The 23,910-nt window shown below is 60.1% G+C and carries 20 protein-coding genes; 12 read left to right on the forward strand and 8 right to left on the reverse strand.

Annotated features, from left to right (window positions below; translation table 11 throughout):
* The first annotated feature begins 272 nt into the window (after positions 1 to 272).
* The gene (locus AACY11_RS02220) at positions 273 to 1,619 is read left to right on the forward strand and encodes an MFS transporter (protein WP_339493770.1); all 1,347 of its coding nucleotides are present in this window, start codon (positions 273 to 275) and stop codon (positions 1,617 to 1,619) included.
* Positions 1,620 to 1,643: 24 nt separating this feature from the next.
* Positions 1,644 to 2,987: a glucarate dehydratase gene (gene gudD / locus AACY11_RS02225; protein ID WP_339493772.1), complete on the forward strand. Its 1,344-nt coding sequence runs from the start codon at positions 1,644 to 1,646 to the stop codon at positions 2,985 to 2,987.
* 51 nt (positions 2,988 to 3,038) lie between these two features.
* On the opposite strand, the gene AACY11_RS02230 is transcribed toward gudD, so the two are convergent.
* The gene (locus AACY11_RS02230) at positions 3,039 to 3,917 is read right to left on the reverse strand and encodes a LysR family transcriptional regulator (protein WP_339464919.1); all 879 of its coding nucleotides are present in this window, start codon (positions 3,915 to 3,917) and stop codon (positions 3,039 to 3,041) included.
* Between the two features lie 159 nt (positions 3,918 to 4,076).
* Here AACY11_RS02230 and ampC point away from each other — a divergent pair, with 159 nt between their 5' ends.
* On the forward strand, positions 4,077 to 5,243 hold the full coding sequence (ampC, locus tag AACY11_RS02235; protein ID WP_339493774.1) for a class C beta-lactamase: 1,167 nt from the start codon (positions 4,077 to 4,079) through the stop codon (positions 5,241 to 5,243).
* Between the two features lie 117 nt (positions 5,244 to 5,360).
* On the opposite strand, the gene AACY11_RS02240 is transcribed toward ampC, so the two are convergent.
* The 5 genes from AACY11_RS02240 to AACY11_RS02260 all read right to left on the reverse strand — a co-directional run bounded on the left by AACY11_RS02240 (position 5,361) and on the right by AACY11_RS02260 (position 9,472).
* Positions 5,361 to 5,927: a DUF4174 domain-containing protein gene (locus tag AACY11_RS02240; protein WP_221730475.1), complete on the reverse strand. Its 567-nt coding sequence runs from the start codon at positions 5,925 to 5,927 to the stop codon at positions 5,361 to 5,363.
* Positions 5,928 to 6,171: 244 nt separating this feature from the next.
* Positions 6,172 to 6,498 (reverse strand): hypothetical protein, encoded by a 327-nt coding sequence (locus tag AACY11_RS02245; RefSeq protein ID WP_339431944.1) that lies wholly within the window; start codon positions 6,496 to 6,498, stop codon positions 6,172 to 6,174.
* 8 nt (positions 6,499 to 6,506) lie between these two features.
* Positions 6,507 to 7,292 (reverse strand): sulfite exporter TauE/SafE family protein, encoded by a 786-nt coding sequence (locus AACY11_RS02250; protein ID WP_339431943.1) that lies wholly within the window; start codon positions 7,290 to 7,292, stop codon positions 6,507 to 6,509.
* A 135-nt stretch (positions 7,293 to 7,427) separates the two neighbouring features.
* Positions 7,428 to 8,642 carry an MFS transporter gene (locus AACY11_RS02255; protein ID WP_339464921.1) on the reverse strand — a complete coding sequence of 405 codons (1,215 nt, stop codon included), beginning with the start codon at positions 8,640 to 8,642 and terminating at the stop codon, positions 7,428 to 7,430.
* Between the two features lie 80 nt (positions 8,643 to 8,722).
* The gene (locus tag AACY11_RS02260; RefSeq protein ID WP_339431941.1) at positions 8,723 to 9,472 is read right to left on the reverse strand and encodes a hypothetical protein; all 750 of its coding nucleotides are present in this window, start codon (positions 9,470 to 9,472) and stop codon (positions 8,723 to 8,725) included.
* 244 nt (positions 9,473 to 9,716) lie between these two features.
* On the opposite strand from AACY11_RS02260, the gene AACY11_RS02265 reads away from it, so the two are divergent.
* The 3 genes from AACY11_RS02265 (at position 9,717) to AACY11_RS02275 (ending at position 12,276) form a co-directional block, all read left to right on the forward strand.
* Positions 9,717 to 10,865 carry an aldose epimerase family protein gene (locus tag AACY11_RS02265; protein ID WP_339431940.1) on the forward strand — a complete coding sequence of 383 codons (1,149 nt, stop codon included), beginning with the start codon at positions 9,717 to 9,719 and terminating at the stop codon, positions 10,863 to 10,865.
* Positions 10,866 to 10,955: 90 nt separating this feature from the next.
* Positions 10,956 to 11,777 (forward strand): aldo/keto reductase, encoded by an 822-nt coding sequence (locus tag AACY11_RS02270; RefSeq protein ID WP_339431939.1) that lies wholly within the window; start codon positions 10,956 to 10,958, stop codon positions 11,775 to 11,777.
* A gap of 28 nt (positions 11,778 to 11,805) precedes the next feature.
* Positions 11,806 to 12,276 carry a DUF1810 domain-containing protein gene (locus tag AACY11_RS02275; RefSeq protein ID WP_339493776.1) on the forward strand — a complete coding sequence of 157 codons (471 nt, stop codon included), beginning with the start codon at positions 11,806 to 11,808 and terminating at the stop codon, positions 12,274 to 12,276.
* Here the strand turns inward: AACY11_RS02275 and AACY11_RS02280 are convergent.
* Positions 12,241 to 14,601 (reverse strand): DNA polymerase II, encoded by a 2,361-nt coding sequence (locus AACY11_RS02280; protein WP_339431937.1) that lies wholly within the window; start codon positions 14,599 to 14,601, stop codon positions 12,241 to 12,243. The two genes, AACY11_RS02275 and AACY11_RS02280, sit on opposite strands and share 36 nt — an antisense overlap.
* Before the next feature lie 198 nt (positions 14,602 to 14,799).
* Here AACY11_RS02280 and AACY11_RS02285 point away from each other — a divergent pair, with 198 nt between their 5' ends.
* Positions 14,800 to 15,240, forward strand: a complete 441-nt coding sequence (locus AACY11_RS02285) for a CBS domain-containing protein (protein WP_339431936.1) — start codon at positions 14,800 to 14,802, stop codon at positions 15,238 to 15,240.
* A gap of 46 nt (positions 15,241 to 15,286) precedes the next feature.
* Here the strand turns inward: AACY11_RS02285 and AACY11_RS02290 are convergent, their stop codons facing one another.
* Positions 15,287 to 15,910: a glutathione S-transferase N-terminal domain-containing protein gene (locus AACY11_RS02290; RefSeq protein WP_339431935.1), complete on the reverse strand. Its 624-nt coding sequence runs from the start codon at positions 15,908 to 15,910 to the stop codon at positions 15,287 to 15,289.
* A gap of 1,110 nt (positions 15,911 to 17,020) precedes the next feature.
* Here AACY11_RS02290 and AACY11_RS02295 point away from each other — a divergent pair.
* From AACY11_RS02295 to AACY11_RS02315, 5 genes are all read left to right on the forward strand, one after another.
* Positions 17,021 to 17,818: an energy transducer TonB gene (locus AACY11_RS02295; RefSeq protein WP_339493778.1), complete on the forward strand. Its 798-nt coding sequence runs from the start codon at positions 17,021 to 17,023 to the stop codon at positions 17,816 to 17,818.
* Positions 17,819 to 17,885: 67 nt separating this feature from the next.
* Entirely contained in the window at positions 17,886 to 18,572 is a 687-nt protein-coding gene (locus tag AACY11_RS02300; RefSeq protein WP_401159065.1) for a MotA/TolQ/ExbB proton channel family protein, read from the forward strand.
* Positions 18,572 to 18,973 (forward strand): ExbD/TolR family protein, encoded by a 402-nt coding sequence (locus tag AACY11_RS02305; RefSeq protein WP_339431932.1) that lies wholly within the window; start codon positions 18,572 to 18,574, stop codon positions 18,971 to 18,973. Before AACY11_RS02300 ends, AACY11_RS02305 begins: the two co-directional genes overlap by 1 nt.
* A gap of 208 nt (positions 18,974 to 19,181) precedes the next feature.
* A complete protein-coding gene (locus AACY11_RS02310; protein ID WP_339493780.1) occupies positions 19,182 to 21,893 on the forward strand; it encodes a TonB-dependent receptor in 2,712 nt (903 codons plus the stop codon).
* Positions 21,894 to 22,043: 150 nt separating this feature from the next.
* Entirely contained in the window at positions 22,044 to 23,909 is a 1,866-nt protein-coding gene (locus AACY11_RS02315) for an extracellular solute-binding protein (protein ID WP_339493782.1), read from the forward strand.
* Position 23,910: the final 1 nt, after the last annotated feature.

The following is a 23,910-nucleotide window of genomic DNA, read 5'->3' on the forward strand; positions in this document are numbered from 1 at the left end:
CAACTTGTATGACAACACTCAATATCTATTAATAATCTGCCGGGTTCGCTATCGACTTCACGCAATTTTGATCGCGTCCCCATGAAATCGCCACTGCAAAAAAAGTAACAAAAACAGGGTTAAAATCCAGAAAAGCATAAAAACCCCGTCATCCAGAGCAATAAAATCATCCCTGCCCACTTGTAGGACAAAAAATCGTAGTTGTATGATGTCTATCAACAACGTCGTACCCAGCCCTACCCGCATAAAAATAATCAGTGGGAGCAAACCAAGTGAAAACCTCCGTCTCGGGGATGAGCGAAAGCGTCGACTCAACGCTTTCGTCCGCCATCTCGAAAGTCAAACGCCACGTCCTGCCGCTCTTCGTGATCATGTTCATCGTCAATTATATTGACCGGGTGAACATCGGATTTGTCCGCGCCCACATGGAGCACGACCTGGGCATTGGTGCCGCCGCTTACGGCTTCGGCGCCGGCCTGTTTTTCATCGGCTATGCGCTGTTCGAAGTCCCCTCCAACATGCTGCTGCAGAAAGTCGGCGCGCGAATCTGGCTGACCCGGATCATGCTCACCTGGGGCCTGGTCGCCGCCGGCATGGCATTCATCCAGACCGAAACCCATTTCTACATTTTGCGTTTTTTGCTCGGCGTGGCTGAGGCCGGGTTCTTTCCCGGGGTGATCTACTACTTCACCCGCTGGCTACCGGGTGTCGAACGCGGCAAAGCGATTGCGATCTTCCTCAGCGGTTCGGCGCTCGCCTCGCTGATCTCCGGCCCGCTGTCCGGTCTGCTCCTGCAAATCAACGGGCTGGGCATGCACGGCTGGCAATGGATGTACTTCATTGAGGGGATGTTTTCGGTGTGCCTGTGCGTGTTCGTCTGGTTCTGGCTCGACGCCAAGCCCCATGACGCCAAATGGCTGACCCGCGCCGAGCAGGACGCATTGGTCACCGCCATTGACGACGAACAGAAGGCCCGCGAAGCGGCCACGCCCCTGCGTCCATCGATGGGCACACTGCTCAAGGACCGGCAGATCATTCTGTTCTGCCTGATCTACTTCTTCATTCAACTGACGATCTACGCCGCGACTTTCTGGTTGCCGAGCATCATCAAGAAAATGGGCGAGATGAGCGACCTCCAGGTCGGGCTGTTCAACTCGATTCCGTGGCTGCTGTCGATTGTCGGCATGTATGCCTTCGCGTCCCTCTGCGCCAAGTGGAAGCACCAGCAGGCATGGGTTGCCACGGCACTGTTGATCGCTGCGGCGGGGATGTTCATGTCCACCACCGGCGGGCCGGTCTTCGCCTTCGTCGCGATCTGTTTTGCAGCGCTGGGTTTCAAATCCGCCTCGTCCCTCTTCTGGCCGATTCCCCAGGCCTATCTGGATGCGCGGATTGCCGCGCCGGTGATTGCGCTGATCAATTCAGTGGGCAACCTCGGCGGCTTCGTCGCGCCGACCACGTTCGGCCTGCTGGAACAACACACCGGCTCGATTCAGGGCGGCCTCTATGGGTTGGCCGCGACCTCGATCATCGCCGCGATCATCGTGTTCTTCGCCCGCACCTCAGCGAAACCCGCCAGTGTTGCCGCCGTGGCCGATACCACGCCGAAGCACGCCTGACTTTCTGTTTTCAAGGATAAAACAATGAACGTAAACGACACCGCCAAAGCCCCGGTCATCACTGATATGCAAGTCATCCCGGTGGCCGGCCACGACAGCATGCTGCTCAACCTGAGCGGCGCCCATGGGCCGTTTTTCACCCGCAACATCGTCATTCTCAAAGACAACGCCGGCCACACCGGCGTGGGCGAAGTACCCGGTGGCGAACGCATTCGCCAGACACTGGAAGACGCGCGCAGCCTGGTGATCGGCAGCCCTATCGGTACGTATCAGAAGATCCTCAATCAGGTGCGCCAGACCTTTGCCGACCGCGATGCCGGCGGCCGGGGCCTGCAAACTTTCGACCTGCGCATCACCATCCACGCGGTCACCGGCCTGGAAGCCGCCCTGCTCGACCTGCTCGGCCAACACCTCGACGTACCGGTCGCAGCGCTGCTCGGCGAAGGTCAGCAACGTGAAGAAGTGAAGATGCTCGGCTACCTGTTCTACGTCGGCGATCAGCACGAAACCGACCTTGCCTATCGCAGCGAACCGGACGCCGATAACGACTGGTTCCGTGTGCGTCACGAGAAGGCCATGACTGCTGAATCGGTGGTGCGTCTGGCCGAAGCGGCCCATGCCAGATACGGCTTCAAGGACTTCAAACTCAAGGGCGGTGTGCTCAGCGGTGACGCGGAAATAGAAGCGGTGACAGCGCTGGCCGAGCGCTTCCCCGAGGCACGGATCACCCTTGACCCGAACGGTGCGTGGTCGCTCAAGGAAGCGATCCGTTTGTGCCGCGATCAGCATCACGTTCTGGCCTATGCCGAAGACCCGTGCGGAGCGGAAAATGGCTATTCGGGCCGGGAAGTGATGGCCGAGTTTCGCCGCGCCACCGGGCTTAAAACCGCCACCAACATGATTGCCACCGACTGGCGCGAGATGGGCCATGCGATCCAGTTGCAATCGGTCGACATCCCGTTGGCTGACCCGCATTTCTGGACCATGCAAGGCTCGGTACGCGTGGCGCAGATGTGCCATGAGTGGGGCCTGACCTGGGGCTCGCACTCCAACAATCACTTTGATATTTCGCTGGCCATGTTCACCCATGTGGCGGCGGCAGCACCGGGTGAAATCACCGCCATCGACACCCACTGGATCTGGCAGGACGGCCAGCGACTGACCAAGGCACCGCTACAGATTGTCGACGGCTGCGTGCAGGTGCCGAAGAAACCCGGGCTGGGTGTGGAACTGGACATGGATCAAGTGGCCAAGGCCCACGAACGCTATAGAGGCATGGGCCTGGGTGCGCGGGATGACAGCGTGGCCATGCAGTTCCTGATTCCGGGATGGACATTCGATAACAAGCGGCCGTGTCTGCTGCGCTGATTTTCAAGCCCGCCTCACGCCAAAGGTGGGAGCGAGCAAGCCCTCAAGGGTTCAGGGCTGACCTGAGAGTTGTAGCAACCAGTCCTTGAACGCCAGCATCGCCGCGGTCTCTGGTCGTGATTGCAATCGCGTCAGCCAATAACTCCCCGTGGTGATCTCGATCGCAAACGGCTGACAAATCGCCTCTGCCGCCAATTGCCGGGCGAACATCAGGGGCGGCGCCAACGCCACCCCACAGCCCTGCAACGCCGCTTCCATCATCGCCAGGGACGAATCGAACACAATGCTCTGCGGCGGCGCCGCCTGAGTCGCCAGACCCGCCGTTTGAAACCATTCCGACCATTCATCCGTTCGGTAGGAACGCAGTAACGTCTGCTGCAAGAGATCCCCCGGCGCATGCAATTGTCGGGCGATTTCCGGCACACACAACACCGACAGCGGCGCATCGAGCAAGCGGGCCGCCTCAATACCGTGCCACGCCCCGGCGCCAAACCGGACTGCGTAATCCAGCCCTTCGGCAGCGACGTCCACGCGATTGTTGTTCGTCGACAGCCGTAAATCTATGAGCGGATGTTTCGCCCGAAAGTCCGCCAGCCTCGGCAACAGCCAGCCCACAGCGAACGTCCCCACCGCGCCGACGGTCAACACTTCGCGATATTGCCCCCCGGCAAGACGTTCCAGAATCTGCGCAATGTGATCGAACGAGGTGCTCAACACCGGCAACAAGGTTTCGCCTTCACTGGTCAGCATCAGCCCACGAGGCAGGCGTTTGAACAGGGTTACATTAAGCTGCGCCTCAAGGCTTTTGACCTGATGACTGACGGCCGCTTGGGTCACGCACAGTTCCACAGCCGCGCGGGTGAAGCTCAAATGACGTGCTGAAGCCTCGAAAGCGCGTAACGCGTTGAGCGGCAATTGCGGTCGAATCATGCCCTACCCCAAATTTTTCTAATGGCTCATGCGAAATTTCGTCGTTTGTCGATTGCCTTCGGTGTGCCTAAATTGGCGGCGCTTATCAGTAGCCCGACGGGAAATCGCCCGCAGTGTAGCGGGATACAACAATCAACACTCACGGAGAGTGGATCATTTATGCGTTCAATCAACTCGACCAAACTCTTTTCCTACAGTACTTTCGGCCTTTTCTTTGGCGCCACGGCCTGCCTGGCCGCGCCGCAAACCGACGAACAACTGCAAGCACTGGTCAAAGGTGCCGTCACGCCCGTCATGCAGCAGCAGAACATCCCCGGTCTGGCCGTTGCCCTCACCATCAACGGCAAAGCGCATTACTTTAACTACGGCGTCGCCGCCAAAGACACCGGGCAGAAGGTCAGCGAAAACACCCTGTTCGAAGTCGGATCGGTGAGCAAAACCTTCACTGCGACACTCGCCGGTTACGCGCAGGCCACGGGCAAACTGGATCTGTCGACCAAGGCCAGCAAGCTTTGGCCGGAGTTGAAAGGCAGCGCTTTCGACAACATCAACGTGTTGCAACTGGGCACTTACAGCGGTGGCGGGTTGCCGCTGCAATTCCCCAACGATTCGGACTCGGCTGACAAGATGCTCGGCTACTACCAACAGTGGAAACCGGATTATCCGGCGGGCAGCCATCGCCTGTATTCCAATCCAAGCCTTGGGTTGTTCGGTTATCTGACGGCGAAAAGTCTGGGCCAGCCGTTTGATCAGGCCATGAGTGAAACCCTGCTACCGCAAATGGGCCTCAAGCACACCTACATCCAAGTGCCGGCATCCGAAGCCAAGCTCTACGCTCAGGGTTACGACAAGAAAGACCAACCGGTTCGGGTCAGCCCGGGCGCACTGGATTCCGAAGCCTACGGCATCAAAACCAGTGCGGCGGACATGCTGCGCTATGTCGAGGCCAACCTGAAACCGGCCAGCCTTGAAGCGCCGCTGCAAAAAGCCATCGCCGCGACCCATACCGGTTACTACACCGTTGGCGACATGACCCAAGGCCTGGGCTGGGAGCGTTATGCCTACCCGATCAGCCTGGCTCAATTGCAGAACGGCAACTCGACGCCGATGGCGATGGAGGCGCACAAGGTCAAATGGCTGACCCCGCCACAGCCTGAACCGGCCAATGTGCTCTACAACAAAACCGGCGCGACCGGTGGTTTTGGCGCGTATGTGGCGTTTGTGCCGTCGAAGGAGCTGGGCATCGTGATCCTAGCGAACAAGAATTACCCGAATGCGGAACGGGTGAAGATTGCGCATGAGATTTTCAGTGCGCTGACTGAATGATGCAAAACCTGTAGCAAGGGGATAAATCCCCTCGCCACAACGTTTTGTGTAAAAGGCATGCAATAAAAAATGGGCGACCTGCTGAGGTCGCCCATTTTTTTGATTCAGGCCATGCCATCAATCATCCGGCATTTGCGGCGGCTTACTCGGTTTGACTGGCTTGCTTGGCTTGGCACCTTTCGCACCTTTGGCCGGTTCAGGCTCGCTGGCGGCCGGCGCTTGGGCGGCTGCGGCGGCCGCTTCCTTCTCAGCCATTGGCATGGCGTCGATAGTCTCGAAGATCTTCTTCAGGTCCACCGATTTCGCCTCATCCCCCGACGCCGAAAGCTTGGTTTCGCCGTCCTTGCCCACCAGGAACACTTTCGGATAGGCCCCGGCACCCAGCTTCAGCGAGCGCAGCAGCGCCATGGTGTCTTGCTGGCCCATGTCCTTGCCGTCAAGTTGGCCTGACATGTTGAGGATGGTGTAAACCTTGATGTTGCGGTCGGCGACGCCTTTTTTGTTGGCAGGGTCCTCAAGCGACTTTTTCAGGCTCACCCACACCGGGTCGACGGTGCTTTTTGCGATCACGATCAGCGGCCGGGCGCGCCCCATGTCTGCGGCAATCGGCGAATCGTTGTCAGCGGCGAACAAGGGGCCGGCAATCGCCAGCAAGAGTGTCAGGGTCAGTGACCTGATGAGCATGCGCATCTCCTTTTGATATCCACGCTCTACTGATTGCGCATCGTGGCGATTGTTCCGGGTGTGTCTGGCAAATATGTTTCGCCTTGTCAGAAGCTTAGGTCAGGACCGGCATTGCGCAACCGCACGGGCGCAATCGTGACGACGATTTGATTACCGTTCAGGCGCGCGTCAGGGTGGCGGTACTGCCCACGAAATGGAGGTCAACCGCATGCAAACCGTCTCCAGGCGGGGCCTTGAACTCCGTTCAGCAGAGCGCTGTGTCGAGAGCGGCCAGCAGTTGCGTCGCATCGACCGGGCAATCGGCAAGTTTGAGCACGCCACGGTCGATATCAATACTCAACGTCACGGAGGGCTGATCACCGGGATATTTGCGCAGGAGCAAGTCGATGCCACTGGCTGTCTCGTCCGCCGTGCCGATCAGATCCCATAAGCTGTCGCTCAGATCCAGCAACACCTGCTGACGCTGCTGATCAACCACAAGCGGCGCATACAGCCAATGGCTCATGCGCATTTCGCGGGGTTCGACAGTAATGGCGATGCGGCCATCGCAATGCAGGCTGGTTTCGCTCATATCAAGGATCAAAAAGCCAGTTTGTAACCGATCAGCAACAGCATCGTCGCCAGGCACGGGCGCAAGACTTCATCGGAGATGCGTCCGGTCAGGTGGCTGCCAAGCCAGATGCCCGGCAGCGAACCCACCAGCAAAAAGCCCAGCACGCCCCAATCCATGTTGCCCATGCTCGCGTGGCCTAGGCCTGCGACGAGGGTCAGCGGCACGGCGTGGGCGATTTCGGTGCCGACCAGACGGCGGGTCGGCAGCAGTGGGTAGAGGATAAACAGCGCGACAGTGCCCAGGGCGCCGGCGCCGATCGAGGTCAGGGCGACCATGGTGCCGAGGATCAAACCGGTGATCACGGTCATCACATTCAGCCGCGAGCCGCTCGGGTTGTAGTTGCCGCCGGCACGTTTATGGGCGAAATCCAGCAAGCGCTTCTTGAAGAAAATCGCCAGTGCCGTGGCGAACAACACAAAACCCAAGGCTTGTTTGATGATGGCGTTCATCGCATCCGGCGCGGTGTGCAAGGTGCTGAGGAACCACAAGGTCAACACCACCGCCGGCACGCTGCCCAGGGTCAGCCAACCGGTGATGGCCCAGTCGATGTTCTTGTTCTTTTTGTGAACGAGGACGCCGCTGGATTTGGTGATGGCCGCGTACAGCAGGTCCGTGCCCACCGCCGTCGCCGGGTTGATGCCGAACCACAGCAGAATCGGGGTCATCAAGGAACCGCCGCCGACACCGGTCATGCCGACGATAAAACCCACCACCAACCCGGCGATCACCAGGCCGAAACTTGCCAATTCCATGAAGACGTCCAGAAAAACGACAGGAAAATATGGCCGCAGCATAGCGATTTTTCTTATAACCACCTATATCGATGCGGTCTATCGTTATGCCTTTCAGCTACACCGCTTCCACAGGGTGATGGGGTGATTAAAAGATCAATGCACCCGCCGACCCGGTTTGAAACTGTGATGGCTGTTGATCCACACCGTGGCCAATGCGATCAGCGAAAGGATCAGCAATGCCCATGGGAACGACATCGCCCCTGCCCGATCCAGCAGCAATCCGCCAAACAATCCGCCACCGGCAATCGCTATGTTCCATGAGGTGGTGAGCATCGCTTGCACCACGTCAACATGATCGCCGGCCGAATCCGCCGCTGCCGTCAGCAACAACGTCGCCGAGCCACCAAACGACAGGCCCCACACGGCCATGCAGGCGTAAATCAGCCACTGCGACGGGGATGCGATGGCCAACACCAGCGCCGTCACGGCAAACACCGCCAGGCTGATCAGCGTCAGCCAGCGCAGCCAGCGATCCACCAGCAGGCCGATGATCCAGATCCCCCCCAGCGAACACAGGCCAAACACCAACAGCACCAGATCAACCCGCTCGGCTAGGCCGGCCTGCATCAGAAACGGCGAGATGTAGGTGTAGAGAATGTTGTGCCCCAGCATCCATGTCAGCACCACGAACAGCACCGGCCGCACCCCCGGCAGGCGCAGGGATTGGAGCAAAGGCAGGCGTTCGGCACTGACCTGCCCCGGACGGTCCGGCACGGCGATGACGATCCACGCCGCCAGCACCAGTGCCAGCGCCGACATGATCCCGAACGAGGCGCGCCAGCCAATCAGATTTCCCAGCCAGGTGCCCGCCGGCGTGCCCAGCGACAAGGCCACCGGCGTGCCGAGCATGGCAATCGCCAGCGCCCGCCCCTGTTGCTGCACCGGCACGATCCCGCGCGCGTAACCGGCCATGATCCCCCACGACAGCCCCGCCGCCATTCCGGCGAGAAAGCGCGAAGCCAGGGTCAGCCCGTAATGGCTGGAGAAGGTGGTGATGGTGTTGAACACCAAAAACCCACCCACCGTCATCAACAGCACCCGCCGTCGTGGCCAGCCGCGCGTGGCGACGGTGAGCGGAATCGCCGCGACAATCGAGCCCAGCGCATACAGCGTCACCAGTTGCCCGGCGAGCACTTCACTGACGTTCAGCCCGGCGCCGATTTGCGGCAATAACCCAGCCGGCAGGGTTTCGGTGAGGATGGCAATGAAGCCGGTCATGGCGAATGCCAGCAACGCGGCATAAGGCAATTTGTCGGCACGGGCGGTGCGGTCGACGCAGGTGAAGTCGGCGCTTGCGGGGTCGGTCATGACAGGTGCAGCTCCTTTTGAGGCAAACATGGCGAAGGATTGTATACAAATAGCCCGACCTTCACGCGACCCGACACGACTTATTGCACCGGCAAAAAATTCAGGAACAGCAGACTCTGGGCGTAATTCAGGCCGATACGCCGATAGCGCTCGTCGAGCATCTGTGTGAGCAAATCGAGGCGCGCCACGATTTTGCCGAACTCGGTGGCAAAGCTCAGGTTGCTGCCCTCCTCCGAAATTTCGTTGGAGAACAGCAGTGGCTGGCCTTCCTTGTTCTGGCGCTGGGACAGAATCCACGTGGCCTTTTCGATGTTGCGCGCCGCGTTGTGGACGAAGGTCGGGTTGATCGCATCGGTCATGTAGAACTCGACCCGATTGTTGTGCGCGGTGACCAGCATGCTGCCAATGGCATAGATGAACGCGCCGACGCGGTCGCCGAGAAACTCAGGGCTCATCGCATAACTGAGCGCTGCCAGATCTTTTCGGCCACCCAGCACCGGCAACGGTTGTTGCTGCTCAATGGCCAGGCGTACCTGTTTCACGGCGATGTTGATGTTGAGGAAACCGGATTTGCGCAGCTCGTCCGGGTTGCGCAGGTACAGCTTGCCCATCAGGCGATAAAGGCTGTTGAGGTTGTCGCGCATCGCCAAAGTGGCCATGCGGTCGACGCTGGTCTGCAGAAACTCCTGCGGTTGACCGTTGCGAATCTGAGCGATGAAGCCATTGCCGTCCTGATGCGTGCAACCGCTGACTAACAGCGACGACAGACAGGCCAGCAACAGGCACGGGCGACGAAAAAAATGGACGATGGGGTGAAAAGCTCTCGGCATGAGTTCTCGAACAGGCACATTCCTGTGCGGCGGGAGTCACCGCATCCTGGCCATGGATAGAGCCGCTGATTGCGAAAAAGTGCAATACCGGCAGCGTTTCCTGACCTTCGGCGCGACATGGATAACAATTTAGTCCGACTTTACTTTTGCAATAACCGTTTAATCCGCTATAAATTCCCATTCGCAGCATAAATAGCATGACTATTACCACATTCTGAAAACAACAACAAAAGGAAGGTCAACCATGCTTCAATCCCGTCACCTGCTCTCCGGCCTCGGACTGTCCCTGATGATCGCCACCCTCTCAGCCAACGCGGCGGGCCTCAGCGCCGAACATAAAGCCTTCGGCAAAACCAACGACGGTACACCCGTCGAGCAATACATCCTGCGCAACAGCCATGGCATGCAAGCCACCGTCATCACTTACGGCGCGACCCTGCAATCGCTGTTGGTGGCCGACAAACACGGCAAATTCGACGATGTCGTGCTGGGCTTCGACGATGTGCAGGGCTACCAAAAAGGCACCGCCTACTTCGGCGCGACCATCGGCCGCTTCGGCAATCGCCTGGCCGACGGCGCGTTTGAACTCGACGGCAAGCGCTTTCAAGTGCCGCAAAACGACAAGTCCAATGCCTTGCATGGCGGCCCTCAGGGTTTCGACAAGAAGGTCTGGAAAGCGCAGGAAACCAAAGACAAGGATTCGGTCGGCGTGACCCTCACCTATCTGTCGGCGGACGGTGAAATGGGCTTCCCCGGCAACCTCACCACCGAAGTGACCTATCGCCTGACCGACAGCAACGAACTGCGCATCGACTACAAGGCCAGCACCGACAAACCGACCGTACTCAACCTGACCAACCACAGCTACTTCAATCTCGCGGGCGCCGGCAATGGCGACATCCTCAAGCAGGTCGCGACGCTGCATGCCAGCCATTACACCCCGGTCACCGCCAAGCTGATCCCGACAGGCGAACTGGCGCCAGTGGCCGGCACGCCGATGGACTTCACCCAGCCCACGGCAATCGGAGCGCACATCAAGGCTGATCACCCGCAACTCAAATTCGCGGAACCCAAACAGGGCGGCTTCGATTTCAACTGGGCGCTGGATACCCAGGGCGACGTGAGCAAAGTCGCTGCTGAGGTCAGTGATGCGCAGTCCGGTCGGCACTTGCAGTTGTTCACCAGCGAACCGGGCGTGCAGTTCTACACCAGCAACTTCCTCGACGGCACGGTCAAAGGCAAAGGTGGCAAGGTCTATCCGCATTGGGGCGCGTTTACCCTGGAGACGCAGCACTACCCGGATTCGCCGAACCAAGCGAACTTCCCGAGTACGCGACTGGATCCCGGGCAGGCCTACACGCAGAGCGTGGTATTGAAGTTTTCCGCGAAGTAATCCCCCCTTCTCCTTTCTGGAACCGGACGCAACCGCTGGGCTATTCTGCTGCCCACTACAGGTATCGACCCTTTCAGAAAGGAGATTTGAATGCGTACCCTCGAATTGGCTGGCGTGCAGGTTCCGGTGATTGGCCAGGGCACCTGGCGCATGGGCGAAGACCGCTCGGCACACAAGCATGAAGTGGCGGCTCTGCGCAGTGGCGTTGAACTGGGCATGACCTTGATCGACACTGCCGAAATGTATGCCGAGGGCGGTGCCGAAAGTGTTGTAGGTGAAGCCATTGCCGGTATTCGCGATCAGGTGTTTCTGGTGAGCAAGGTCTACCCGCACAACGCCAGCCGCCAGGGCATTCCGCATGCCTGCGAGCGCAGTCTGCGCCGGCTCGACACTGATTACATCGACCTCTATCTGTTGCATTGGCGCGGCCAGTATCCACTGGAAGAAACCGTCGAAGCCTTCGAGCGCCTGCGCGAAGACGGCAAGATCGGCCGTTGGGGCGTGTCGAATTTTGACGTCGATGACCTCCAAGAGTTAGCCAATCCGGCGTGCGCCACCAATCAGGTGCTCTACAACCTGCAAGCGCGTGGCGTCGAATTCGACCTGTTGCCCCGGTGCCAACAGCAACACATGCCGCTGATGGCCTACTGTCCGATCGGTCAGGGCGGCGCGATGCTGGCAGAACCGGTACTGAAGCAGATTGCCGCTCGTCACAACGTGACCCCGGCGCAGGTTTCGCTGGCGTGGATTGTGCGTCAGGATGGCGTGGTAGCGATCCCTAAAGCGGTGCGGCCGGAACATGTGCAACTCAATGCACAAGCGGCGCAACTGCAACTCGATGCCGGGGATCTGGCAGCGCTGGACCAGGCGTTTCACGCGCCTAAGCGCAAGCAGCGGCTGGCCATGGTCTGAGCCACCGCCGACCGGCGAGAGCTTTGCGATGAGAAGCACAGATCAGAACGACCCGTTCAACCTGCAACGTTTCGTCCAGGCCCAGGACCCGGTGTTTGATCGGGTCCAGCGCGAACTCGTTGAGGGCCGCAAGCGCAGCCACTGGATGTGGTTTGTCTTCCCGCAGTTCGCAGGCTTGGGCGGCAGTGAGATGTCCCGGCGCTTCGCCATCGATACCGCCGAAGAAGCGCGAGCTTATCTCGAGCACCCGATGCTCGGTGCGCGGCTGCGTAGTTGTACGCAGCTCGTGCTGAATGTGCGCCAGCGTTCGATTGCGGAGATTTTCGGCCATCCCGATGACTTGAAATTTCACTCCTCGATGACGCTGTTTGCCCAGTTCGCCGCTGAAGACAGCCTGTTCAACCAGGCGCTGGAACGCTACTTCCACGGCATCCTCGATGACTGGACGCTGCAACTGCTGGACTCAAAACAGGCCCAGTTGCCCCCCGATCAGGGTTGAAAAATCGTCGTCGACAAACGGCAGAATCGCATCCGCCACCGGTTGCAGTTGCCGGCTGATGTAGTGGTCGTAGTCGATGGCGGCGCGGCGCACTTCCAGCGGTTCGGGCCCGGCCAGGGTGATCACGTAACTGATCCAGCCACCGTTCTGGTATTGCCGTGGCCGACCGTGCCGGGCGTTGTAATCGTCGGCCAGCCGCGCGGCGCGTACATGGGGCGGTACGTTGCGCTCGTAATCGTCGAGGGTGCGGCGCAGGCGCTTGCGGTAGACCAGTCGATCATCGAATTCGCCGGCCAGGGTTTTACGCACGTAGTCGCGCACATAATCCTGATACGGCTTGCGCTGGAAGATGCGCTCGTAGAGTTCCTGCTGAAATTGCCGGGCCAGCGGCGACCAGTCGGTGCGCACGGTTTCAAGGCCTTTGTAGACCATTTCTTCGCTGCCGTCGGCACGGCTCACCAGGCCGGCGTAGCGCTTCTTGCTGCCCTCCTCCGCGCCACGAATGGTCGGCATCAGGAAGCGTTTGTAGTGAACCTCGAACTGCAATTCGAGGGCGCTTTGCAGCCCGTATTCGTCACGCACGTGCTCGCGCCACCAGTCGTTGACATGCTTGACCAGCGCTTGCCCGATGCTTGCCGCCTCTTCCTGCCCGTGGGGGCGACGCAGCCAGACAAACGTGGAGTCGGTGTCGCCATAGATCACCGCGTGGCCCTGGTCTTCGATCAGCTTGCGTGTACGCAGCATGATTTCATGGCCGCGCAGGGTGATCGACGACGCCAGCCGCGTATCGAAGAACCGGCAACCGCTGGAGCCGAGCACGCCGTAGAAGGCGTTCATGATGATCTTCAGTGCCTGCGACAACGGCGCGTTGTGCTCGCGTTTGGCAGTCTCACGCCCCTCAGCCACACGCGAGACGATGGCCGGCAGGCAATGCCGGGTGCGCGAGAAACGGGCGCCACGAAAACCCGGCACCGAGTCGGCGTCGTCAGGATGTTGCAAGCCTTCGATCAGCCCCACCGGGTCAATCAGAAACGTGCGGATGATCGAGGGATAAAGGCTTTTGTAGTCGAGCACCAGCACCGACTCATACAGCCCCGGCTGCGACTCCATGACAAAACCGCCAGGGCTGGCTTGCGGCGCATTGGTGCCCAGGTTCGGCGCCACAAACCCTTGGCGGTGCATCAACGGCATGTACAAATGCGTGAACGCCGCCACCGAGCCGCCGCTGCGATCCGCCGGCAGGCCGGTCACGCTGGCGCGCTCCAGCAAGAAGGTCAGCAGTTGGGTCTTGGCGAAAATCCGCGTGACCAGTTCGCAGTCTTTAAGGTTGTATTTGGCCAGCGCCGGTTTGTCCTCGGCGAACATGCGGTTGATTTCGTCCATGCGTTGGTACGGGTTGTCGATGGACTTGCCTTCGCCGAGCAATGTCTGAGCGACGTTTTCCAGGCTGAACGAAGGAAAACTCCAGGTCGCCGAGCGCAGGGATTCGATGCCATCAATGATCAGCCGCCCCGCTGCCGAGGCGAAATAATGATGGCGGCTGCCGTGCTCGCGCCACTGCATTTCCTCGCCGCCCCGGCCGAGCTTCAGCGGTACGCCGAGGCGTCGCGCGTGTTCGTGAAGGATGCGCAGATCGAACTGCACCACGTTCCAGCCGATGATTGCGTCGGGGTCATGGCGGGCGAACCAGTCATTGAGTTCTTTCAAGATGACCGTGCGCGAGTCGCAGTACTGGAGGTCGAAGTCGACGATGCTGGCGTCACCGTTCGCCGTGCCGAGCATGTACACCTGACGCTCGCCGCAGCCTTCCAGGGCGATGGAATACAGCTCGCCGGTTTCGGTGGTTTCGATGTCCAGCGAGACCAGGCGCAGTTTCGGCCGGTATTCGGGGGCGGGTTTGAGGTGGGCGTTGAGCAGCGTGCCGTCAGCATCGGGCGTGCCGTTGAACCACACCGGGGCGGTGATGAAGCGTTCCATCAGAAAGCGTTCCGGTGGGCGCACATCGGCCTCGAAGACATCGACGCCGGCGCGGTTGAGCGCCGTTTCCAGGCGCATCAACTGGCCGTGCTGCTGGCAATACAGACCCAGTACCGGACGATGTTCGAAATCCTGCAGGGCCAGCGGGCGCAGTTCCACATTCTTTTCGTCATGCAGCAAACGTTCGGCGGCTTCGCGCTGCTCGGCGGGGATAAACGCGACTGACGGCTGATGAGGAAGGCGCACACGGCGCGGCCCGGCATCGGTCGCCAGCCAGAACTCGACTTCGGTGCCGGCCGGGGTATCGCGCCAATGCCGGGTCAGGACGAAGCCCTGCTGTAAATCCACCACTGCAACCTCAGAAATTGAAACACTGGGGCATTCTACGCGGCATTGCACGGCATGGCCCTTGTGATAAATGTCCGACAAACGCTGAAAAAACCGTCAAATGACGTTTTTTGCGTGCTATCTGCCGCTTTGCCACCTTGCCCTGAGCGCCAGTGTCTACGATGCTTGGATAACAACGACAACACCTGAGTAACTGCCATGAAGACCGTCGCCCAACTGCTCAAGCTCAAAGATCAGAAAAATCAGGAAGTACACCAGATCAAACCTGATCACATGGTGCTCGAAGCGCTGATGAAGATGGCCGAGAAAAACGTCGGCGCCTTGCTGGTGGTGGAGAACGATGAGGTGCTGGGCATCATCAGTGAACGCGATTACGCGCGCAAACTGGTGCTGCATGGCCGCTCATCGGTGGGCACGCCCGTGCGCGACATCATGGTCTCGCCGGTGATCACGGTGGACACTCACCAGACTGTCGACACGTGCCTGAGCATCATGTCCGACAAACGCCTGCGTCACTTGCCGGTGGTGCAAGACGGCAAACTGATCGGGCTGCTGTCGATTGGTGACCTGGTGAAAGAGGCGATTGCCGAACAGGCCGAGCTGATCAAACAGCTGGAGCAGTACATTCGCGGGGAGTGATCTCCAATGCAACACAATGCCCGCTCCCACTTTGGACCCTCGCTGTTCAGGAAGGCCAATGCCGGGCAAACACCGGTGCCAGCACCGGATGCCGATCAATGCGCTGTAGCCAGGCATAAAACCCCGGGCGCGTCTGGCGCAAATGCTCGCGGCTGCCCGCCCAGCGCGTCACCACTGCCGCCAACACATCCAGCGCTCCCGGTATTTCGTCGTCCAGGTACAACTCGGCGGAGAACTGGTCGGCGAACACTTCCCAACTCCAGTGCAAGCGCTCGCGGGCGCCAGCCATCAGATTCTGCCGCGCCGCTTCGTCAGGCATCACCAGCCAGCGCTCGGGGTAGTCAACGACTCCGACCGCCGCGTAGCAATTGCTGACGATATACACCAGGCCGCGAATGGCCTGATCGCGAGCGTCAGCCTTGGCGGGCAGCAATCCAGACTTGGGAAAGGTCAGGCCCAGATGAATCAGAATCGCCGCGCTCTCGGTGATCGCACGGCCATCGGGCAGTTGCAGGGTCGGGATCTGTTTCAGTGGATTGAGTTGCGCCAACGCCTCGGCGGCTTCGGCGCTGGCTTCGATATCAATGAAGCGATAAGCAATCTGGCACAGTTCCAGCGCCGCTTCGATGGCGGCTGCGCCTGAGTTGCGGTGTCCGTAGAGTTGATACATACACTCTCCTGCTCAAGGCCAACCCAACACATCAGACTCAAGGGTAGATGCCCACGGCCCTGATGTAGAAATATTCTTGCCTTTGTGTCCTGATTGGCACGCTTTTCCCATGCACTCGCCACTTGCGAATTCAAGCCTCGCAAAACAGCGCTGACGGTGCCCATCCCGCACCAAGAGCAATCATCGAACGCTATCCGCGTTCTTGTAAGGTGCGATACCGAACCAAAAGTTCGCGTATCCGAGCTGGCAACAAGGAGTTCACCGCGTGAGTCTTCAATCACTCTGCCGCGTCACTGCCCGTTTACCGCGATCGGCCCAAAGACGTGTTCACCTGAACAGTCCAGACGGGCACAACATTTACTTTATTACCTGACCCAAGCGACCACGCATTGTGTTCGGCGCGGAGTTACGCGCCGACGGCGGCGTGTTATTTATTTTTTAAATACAACACATGAAGTGACTGTACCTGCGATGCTTAAATGCTGCAGCAGCCGATTGTCGAACAATAACTTACAACACTTCAAATGCACCAAAAGCGCTCTTCCAACCTTAACTAAGCAACACTTTAAACATCGACTTCATTTAAACAAAAACAAGGAACATAGCCTGTGACCCGCTAAAACATTGACCCGCACCAAATCAGTCCGCCTCGCACCATCAAGTGCCCCGACTGACCAGAACGCGACAGCTCTATCTCGCCAACCGGCGCGATACAGCGCACGGTCTGACTCGCCTGCAAAAAAGCCCCGGAATACGGAGTTGTGGAGATTCATGCGCCGGAGAAAACCCGGCCGCCCATAAAACTTATATAAATGCGACATGGGTAACAGCGATGAAATACTCGCGCTACATTTCAGCAACATCTGGCACAACGGTTGCAAATACGAAGATGCACAACAGCCCAAACCGACAAAGAAGAACACCAGGGAATGGATGATGAACATGCGAACTCGATAGCGCCACGCCGGTAACTGTACGCAAGCTTTGTTCAATAGATAGTTCAACTATCGGCTTACGCACACCCAAAAGAAAGTTACACCCACCCACTCGAACATGACGCCAATGTTCGGACGGCACCTTATTGCCCTTCATCCACCCGAGGGAGCTTTAATGAACGATGCGGTAAAGCACAGAACCCTGCCGGGACCGTTACGGGAAACGCCGATCCCGCCGGCTTCGGGCAGGCCGGCCTTCAAAGCCAACACGTCGCAACCCGGCGGTTTGAACAAACAGCAGATGGTGTTGCTGGTTGCCGTGTCGGCATTGATACACGGCGGCGCCTGGTGGTTTCTTCAACAGAGCCGACCCGAGCCACTGCCGACGCCACCGCAGATCCCGGAAATGACCGTCGAGCTGACCAGCCCGACGCCACCGGCACCGCCTACGCCCGAGCCACCACCGCCACCCGAACCCGAGCAACCGGTGGAAGACGAAGACGCGGTCAAGCCGCCCCCCAAACCGGTGGAGAAGCCCAAGCCCATCGAAAAACCGAAACCGGTGCAAAAACCCAAACCGGTGAAGAAAGTCGAGTCGCCAAAAGCTCCGCCCGCCCCGGTGCAACCAGCCGCCCCGGCCGCCCCGAGTGAGCCACCGGCTCCGGCCGCCGCGCCGGGCCCGGTCAAGGAATCGGCCGCCATTTCCGGCCTTGCCAGCCTCGGCAACCCACCGCCGCAATACCCGTCCCTGGCGCTGCGGCGTAACTGGGAGGGCCGCGTGGTGCTGCGCATTCAGGTGCTGGCCAGCGGTCGCGCCGGCTCAGTGACGGTGACCAAGTCCAGCGGCAAGCCGCAACTGGATGACGCCGCCGTCGCCGCGGTGAAGAACTGGAAGTTCATTCCAGCCAAGCGCGGTGACACGCCGATAGACGGCTTCGCCACACAGACCATCGATTTCAAATTGCCGCAATAACCGAACGCTCAATCAACGCACAACCGAATAACGCAAGCGAGGTGTAACCATGAACGATTTGTCTTCGATGATTGTCCCCGGTGTGCTCTGGGGCCTGGTGCTGTTTTCCGTGGTCAGTTGGGCGATCCTGCTGGTCAAGTCGGCGCAATACCTGCGCCAGAAAACGCAGAACAAACAGTTCAGCAAAGCCTTCTGGGGCGCGCCGGACCTGCTCACCGCCGCCGAACATGCCAGCCAATACCCCGGCGCCCTGGCGCGCATCGCCAGCAGCGGGTTCGAAGCGTTGTTGGTCGAAGAATCGCCGCGTACCACTCAGCAACTGGCGCACACCATCAACCGGTCGGATCGCCTGGAACGCAACCTGCGCCAGCAGATCCAGAAAGAACGCCGCTCGCTGGAAAACGGTCAGGCGATCCTCGCCAGTATCGGTAGCACGGCGCCCTTCATTGGCCTGTTCGGCACCGTATGGGGAATCATGGAAGCGCTGAAAAGCATCGGCGAGACCGGTTCGGCCAGCCTTGAAGCCGTCGCCGGCCCTATCGGCCATGCATTGATCGCCACGGGCGTGGGGATCGCCGTCGCCGTGCCGGCAGTGCTGATTTACAACTTCTTCCTGCGTCGACTCAAACTCGCCTCGGCCGACATGGACGACTTCGCCCATGACTTCGACGCCCTCGCCTCGCGCAGTGCGTTTTCCGTCAACCGTCAGGCCATTGCCAGCAAAACCACAGCCGCCGTGCGGGAGGCCAGCTGATGTCCTTCTCCACTCAAGACAGCGATGAAGTGCTCAGCGAAATGAACGTCACGCCGCTGGTGGACGTGATGCTCGTGTTGCTGGTGGTGTTCATCGTCACCGCGCCGCTGATGACCAACGCGATCAAGGTCAACCTGCCAAAAACCGACGCCGTCGCCCCCGCTGAGAAAAAAGACCCAGTGGTGGTCAGCGTCGATCAGGACGGCAAGTTTTATCTGGCCAAGACCGAACTGGCCCCGGAATCCCTGGAGGCCAGCCTCAAGGAGGTCAAGGCCAAGGATGCCGATGTGCGCGTTCAGCTTCAGGCCGACTCCGCGGTCAACTATGGGCAGGTGGCCAAGGCCATGGCGTCCATCGAACGCTCGGGCATCAGCAAAATATCGGTGATGACCACCCACTGAGTGCGGTGCCGGGCGCGCCTTGAGAAACGCGCCCGATACCGCTGATCGAATCCCGTCGCAACCCGCCGACCGAAAAACGCAACGCGCCTTTCGGAGGGGATCGGCTTGCTTGAAGAAAGTGGTTTTCCGCACGCGGTATCACCGAAAGCGGAGCAATGAGGGGCTCACAAGGCCAATTCGATAACGTCTGATAAAGTCGGAAACAACCATGCTGATGAACACTCCACGCTTCACGCTCAAACCATTGGTGGCCACGATTTCTCGCCACCGTTTTGTTCCGCTGTATCTGGTGGCCATGGGGATGGGCGCCGGGACCGTGCAAGCGGCCGAGGACGAGAATGCGGCTGTTCCGGCAGCCGCCGCGGTCGTTGCGCCGACCACGCAACTGCAACGGGTCGAAGTGACCGGTTCGGCGATTCGCCGGGTCGATGCCGAAACGGCGGTACCGATCACTATTCTCAAGGCCGATGAGCTGCGCAAACAGGGCGTGACCACCACCGCCGAACTGGTGCAGCGCATCACCGGCAGCCAGTCGATCAACAACAGCGCCGGCTCGGTTGGCGCCGCCACCGGTGGCGCTTCGTTCGCCGACATGCGTGGCATCGGCGCCAACAAAACCCTGGTGCTGCTCAACGGTCGACGCCTGGCCAACAACGCGTTGTCAGGCACCAACTCCGCCGGCGGCGCGGTGGACCTGAACATGATCCCGTTTGCCGCGATCGAGCGCGTGGAAGTGCTGCGCGACGGCGCCTCGGCGCTCTACGGCACCGACGCCATCGGCGGCGTGATCAACTTCATCACCAAAAAATCCCTGACTGACGGCCAACTCACCCTCGGCGGCGAAACCCCGACCCACAGTGGCGGCGGTGCGACCAAGGACATGAGCGCCAGTTGGGGCTTCGGTGACCTGGAAGAAGACCGCTTCAACGTGCTCGGTGTGTTCAATTACAACAAGCAGCAGAACCTCGACGCCAATGACCGTTCCTTCGCCCGCGACTATGTGCCCGGGCGCGGTCTGGATCAGACCTCCGGCACCGCGTTCCCCGGCAACTACAGCCAGAACGGCAACGCCACCAACCCGTTGGCCAGCAGCAATTGCAACGGGCCTAACCTGGTGGCGCGCGATGGCGTGTGCCGCTTCAGCACCCGTGAATACATCGACCTGGTGCCACAAACCGAGAAGACATCTTTCTTCGGCAAGACCACCGGCAAACTGGCGGACGACCACAACGTCAACCTCGAGTACTTCTGGTCGCGCAACAACAACGCCACGGCGGTCGGTCCCGCGCCACTGACCGGCCTGAGCCTGGATGCCTCATCGCCCTACTACCCCGGCAACGGCATCACGCCAGGCCCCACCGGGTTCGCCCTCGACCCCACCCAACCCGTGGATGTGAACTGGCGCGAAACCGCCGCCGGCCCGCGTGAGTCGAAAGACCAGAACACCAGCCAGCGCTTCTTGCTGAGCTTCGACGGTCTGGTCGGCGGCTGGGATTACAACGTCGGCGCCTCGTACAACCAGAACAAAATCGTTTCCAGCGTCACCAGCGGTTATGTCAGCGATCAAGCCATGATCGATGGTCTGACCAGCGGCCTGCTCAATCCGTTCGGCCCGCAATCGGCTGCCGGTCAGCAGTACATCGACAACGCTGCCTACCACGGTGCCTACTCCACCGCTGTTGGCCGGGTCGCCGGTTTCGACGGTCGGATCAGCCGCGAAATCGGTGACTGGTTCGGTGCCGGTCCATCCGGTCTGGCGTTGGGCGGCGAGTACCGCAAAGAGAAATTCCATCAGGACTTCGAGCAGTTTGCCGGCGACATTCAGAGCCTGGGTATCGACCCGGCCGGCAGCGTCGAAGGCGACCGCAGCGTGAAAGCCGCCTACGCGGAAATCAACGTACCGGTGCTCGACAGCCTCGAACTGTCCGCCGCCGTACGCCACGACAAATACAGCGACTTCGGCAGCACCACCAACCCGAAATACTCGTTCCGCTACCAGCCGCTCAAAGAACTGGTGGTGCGTGGCGCGTACAGCGAAGGCTTCCGTGCGCCGTCGCTTTACGAGCTGTATTCACCGCGCAGCATCACGTACACCCAGGGCTACTACAACGATCCGGTGCTGTGTACCGGCGGCGTGGTGCAACCGGGCGGCAACGGCGGGCGCGATTGCGGTCAGCAGTTCCTCAACCAGATCGGCGGCAACGAGGATCTGGCCCCGGAGAAGGCACGCAACGTGACACTGGGCTTCGTTTATCAGCCAATGAGCAACCTTTCCGTGGGCCTGGATTTCTGGTGGATTCACATCTCCAATCAGATCCAGCCATTCCCGGAATCCACCGTGTTTGATCAGGCCGGCAGCTACTCCGACCGCTTCGTGCGCAACGCCGACGGCACGCTCAACTACATCGTCACCGGCAACGCCAACCTGGGCATCGTCGAAACCAACGGCATCGATGTGTCGCTCGATTATCGTTTCCCGAATACCCCGTACGGCCAGTTCGGTCTCGGGCTGCAGGGCACCTACGTCGACGAATACGACTTCCAGAGCACCATCAAAGGTCCGTTCACCGACAAGGTCGGCGACTTCCAGGGTGACGGCGTGGTTGCGCGCTGGAAGCACAACCTGACCGGCAGCTGGACCTTCGGCGCGGCACGGGCGTCGCTGACCAACCGCTTCACCACCGGCTACAACGACTACGACCGCGATACCCACGCGCGGGTCGCGTCGTATTCGGTGTGGGATCTGTCGGCCGGCTACACCTTCGACAAGGTGCTGGACGTGGACGCGGGGATGAAAAACATGTTCGACCGCAACCCACCGTTCTCCAACCAGGCTTACAACTTCCAGAGCGGCTATGACCCCCGCTACACCGACCCGCTGGGCCGCACGCTGTTCGCGCGCATGACTTACCACTTCTAACCGCAAACACCAGATGTCTCCCCTGTGGGAGGGGGCTTGCTCCCGAAGGCGATGTGTCAGTCAACACCCCCTTCACTGATCCATCGCCTTCGGGAGCAGCCCCTTCCCACAGATTGATCTGTGTGCATTCAGGAATTAAGGAGTGACTTCATGACTTTCATGCGCAACATGGCCGCTCTGCTGCTCGGCAGCACGCTGCTGTGCAACGCGGCACCTGCGCTGGCCGTCGGCAGCTATGCGATGACGGTGTACGGCGAAGCGCCGAAATACCCGGCGGGTTTTCAGCATTTCGATTTCGTCGATCCCCACGCGCCCAAGGGTGGCTCACTCAGCCGCGCGTCGATGGAGATTGGCCAATACAACTACATCACCCCGTATGCCGATCAGGGCATTTCCGTGGTGCAGGTCAACGATTGGGTGTATTCGCCGCTGGCGTTCCGTTCGCTGGACGAGCCCTACACCGTCTACGGCCTGGTCGCGCAGCAGATGGAGCGCGATCGCGCAGGACTCTGGGTGCGTTTCACCCTGAACCCCAAGGCACGCTTCGCCGACGGCACGCCGATCACCGCCGAAGACGTGCGCTACACCTTCAACCTGCTGATGACCAAGGGCAGCCTGAGTTATCGCCAGCAATACGCCGACGTGCAGGACGTGTTGATCGAAGGCCCAAAGCAGGTGCGTTTCACCTTCAAGAACAATCTGAATCGCACGCTGGCGCTGGATCTGGCGACGATGCGCGTGGTGCCCGAACACTGGTGGAAAACCCGCGACTTCGCCAATGGCGGCGGTTTCGAGCCCCCGCTGGGCAGCGGCCCGTACCGGGTCAGCAAGGTCGACGCCGGGCGCAGCATCAGTTTCGAGCGCGACCCGAACTGGTGGGGCAAAGACCTGCCGGTCAGTCGCGGGATGTACAACTTCGACACCCTTACGGTGAATTTCTACGGCGACACCGACGTCGCCCGCCAACTGCTGCAGGCCGGCGCATTCGACTACAACCGCGAGTTTTCATCCTCCGGTTATGTGGTCGGCTACGACAGCCCGGCGCTGCGCGATGGGCGCCTGCAACAGTCAATCCTCGCCCCGGAAAAACCGACGGCGGCGCAGGGCTTCGTGTTCAACCTGCAAAACCCGATTTTCCAGGATCGCCGGGTGCGTCAGGCGATCAGCCTGTTGTGGGATTTCGAGTGGACCAACAAGCAGATGATGCGCGGCTTCTACGTGCGTCAGAACAGCTACTGGCCCAAAAGCGAAATGGCCGCCACCGCGCTGCCTGACGCCGAGGAACTGAAAATCCTCGAACCGCTGCGCGGGCAGATCCCCGACGAAGTATTTACCGAGGTCTACAAGGCGCCGAAAACCGATGGCAGCGGCTATATCCGTGACAAGCAATTGCAGGCGCTGAAGCTGCTGGCCGAGGCCGGCTGGACGGCGAAAAACAATCGGTTGGTCAACGCCAACGGTGAGCCGCTGGCGTTCACCTTTCTCGACGGTCAGGGCGGTTTCGACCGCATGTTGCTGCCGTTCAAACGCACCCTCGCGCAGATCGGCATCACCCTCAATCTGCGCCGGATCGATTCGGCGCAGTACGTCAATCGGCTTAATGCCCGGGACTACGACATGATCGTCACCAGTTTCCCGCGCAGCGGCGATCCGATCGTCTCTCCCGGCCGCGAGTTGTACAGCCTCTACGCCTCGCAAAGTGCCACGCAAGTCGGCAGTTCCAACTCGATGGTGTTGGCCAACCCGGCGGTTGATCAGTTGATCGACGGCCTGGTGCAGGCCAACACCCGCGACGCCATGGTGCATTACGCCCGCGCCCTCGACCGGGTGCTGCAATGGGGTTACTACATGATTCCCAACTACTACTCCAAGGGCACGCCGACGGTGTACCAGAACCGTTTCGGCATGCCGCCGGTGCAACCGGCGTACGACGAAGGCCTCAACACCTGGTGGGAAGTCTCGGCCAAGCCGTTGACCACGCAACAGATGCACGCACAACGTGCGGGGGGCCAGTGAC

It is taken from the genome of Pseudomonas sp. RA_105y_Pfl2_P56, from assembly GCF_963970845.1.
In the GTDB taxonomy this organism is placed as follows: Bacteria; Pseudomonadota; Gammaproteobacteria; order Pseudomonadales; family Pseudomonadaceae; genus Aquipseudomonas; species Aquipseudomonas baetica_A.

Bases quoted from the DNA above. Each gene is read 5' to 3' on its own strand.
- gudD (WP_339493772.1), top strand. From the start codon at position 1,644: ATGAACGTAAACGACACCGCCAAAGCCCCGGTCATCACTGATATGCAA.
- AACY11_RS02230 (WP_339464919.1), bottom strand. From the start codon at position 3,917: ATGATTCGACCGCAATTGCCGCTCAACGCGTTACGCGCTTTCGAGGCT.
- ampC (WP_339493774.1), top strand. From the start codon at position 4,077: ATGCGTTCAATCAACTCGACCAAACTCTTTTCCTACAGTACTTTCGGC.
- AACY11_RS02240 (WP_221730475.1), bottom strand. From the start codon at position 5,927: ATGCTCATCAGGTCACTGACCCTGACACTCTTGCTGGCGATTGCCGGC.
- AACY11_RS02245 (WP_339431944.1), bottom strand. From the start codon at position 6,498: ATGAGCGAAACCAGCCTGCATTGCGATGGCCGCATCGCCATTACTGTC.
- AACY11_RS02250 (WP_339431943.1), bottom strand. From the start codon at position 7,292: ATGGAATTGGCAAGTTTCGGCCTGGTGATCGCCGGGTTGGTGGTGGGT.
- AACY11_RS02255 (WP_339464921.1), bottom strand. From the start codon at position 8,642: ATGACCGACCCCGCAAGCGCCGACTTCACCTGCGTCGACCGCACCGCC.
- AACY11_RS02260 (WP_339431941.1), bottom strand. From the start codon at position 9,472: ATGCCGAGAGCTTTTCACCCCATCGTCCATTTTTTTCGTCGCCCGTGC.
- AACY11_RS02265 (WP_339431940.1), top strand. From the start codon at position 9,717: ATGCTTCAATCCCGTCACCTGCTCTCCGGCCTCGGACTGTCCCTGATG.
- AACY11_RS02270 (WP_339431939.1), top strand. From the start codon at position 10,956: ATGCGTACCCTCGAATTGGCTGGCGTGCAGGTTCCGGTGATTGGCCAG.
- AACY11_RS02275 (WP_339493776.1), top strand. From the start codon at position 11,806: ATGAGAAGCACAGATCAGAACGACCCGTTCAACCTGCAACGTTTCGTC.
- AACY11_RS02285 (WP_339431936.1), top strand. From the start codon at position 14,800: ATGAAGACCGTCGCCCAACTGCTCAAGCTCAAAGATCAGAAAAATCAG.
- AACY11_RS02290 (WP_339431935.1), bottom strand. From the start codon at position 15,910: ATGTATCAACTCTACGGACACCGCAACTCAGGCGCAGCCGCCATCGAA.
- AACY11_RS02295 (WP_339493778.1), top strand. From the start codon at position 17,021: ATGAACGATGCGGTAAAGCACAGAACCCTGCCGGGACCGTTACGGGAA.
- AACY11_RS02300 (WP_401159065.1), top strand. From the start codon at position 17,886: ATGATTGTCCCCGGTGTGCTCTGGGGCCTGGTGCTGTTTTCCGTGGTC.
- AACY11_RS02305 (WP_339431932.1), top strand. From the start codon at position 18,572: ATGTCCTTCTCCACTCAAGACAGCGATGAAGTGCTCAGCGAAATGAAC.
- AACY11_RS02310 (WP_339493780.1), top strand. From the start codon at position 19,182: ATGCTGATGAACACTCCACGCTTCACGCTCAAACCATTGGTGGCCACG.
- AACY11_RS02315 (WP_339493782.1), top strand. From the start codon at position 22,044: ATGACTTTCATGCGCAACATGGCCGCTCTGCTGCTCGGCAGCACGCTG.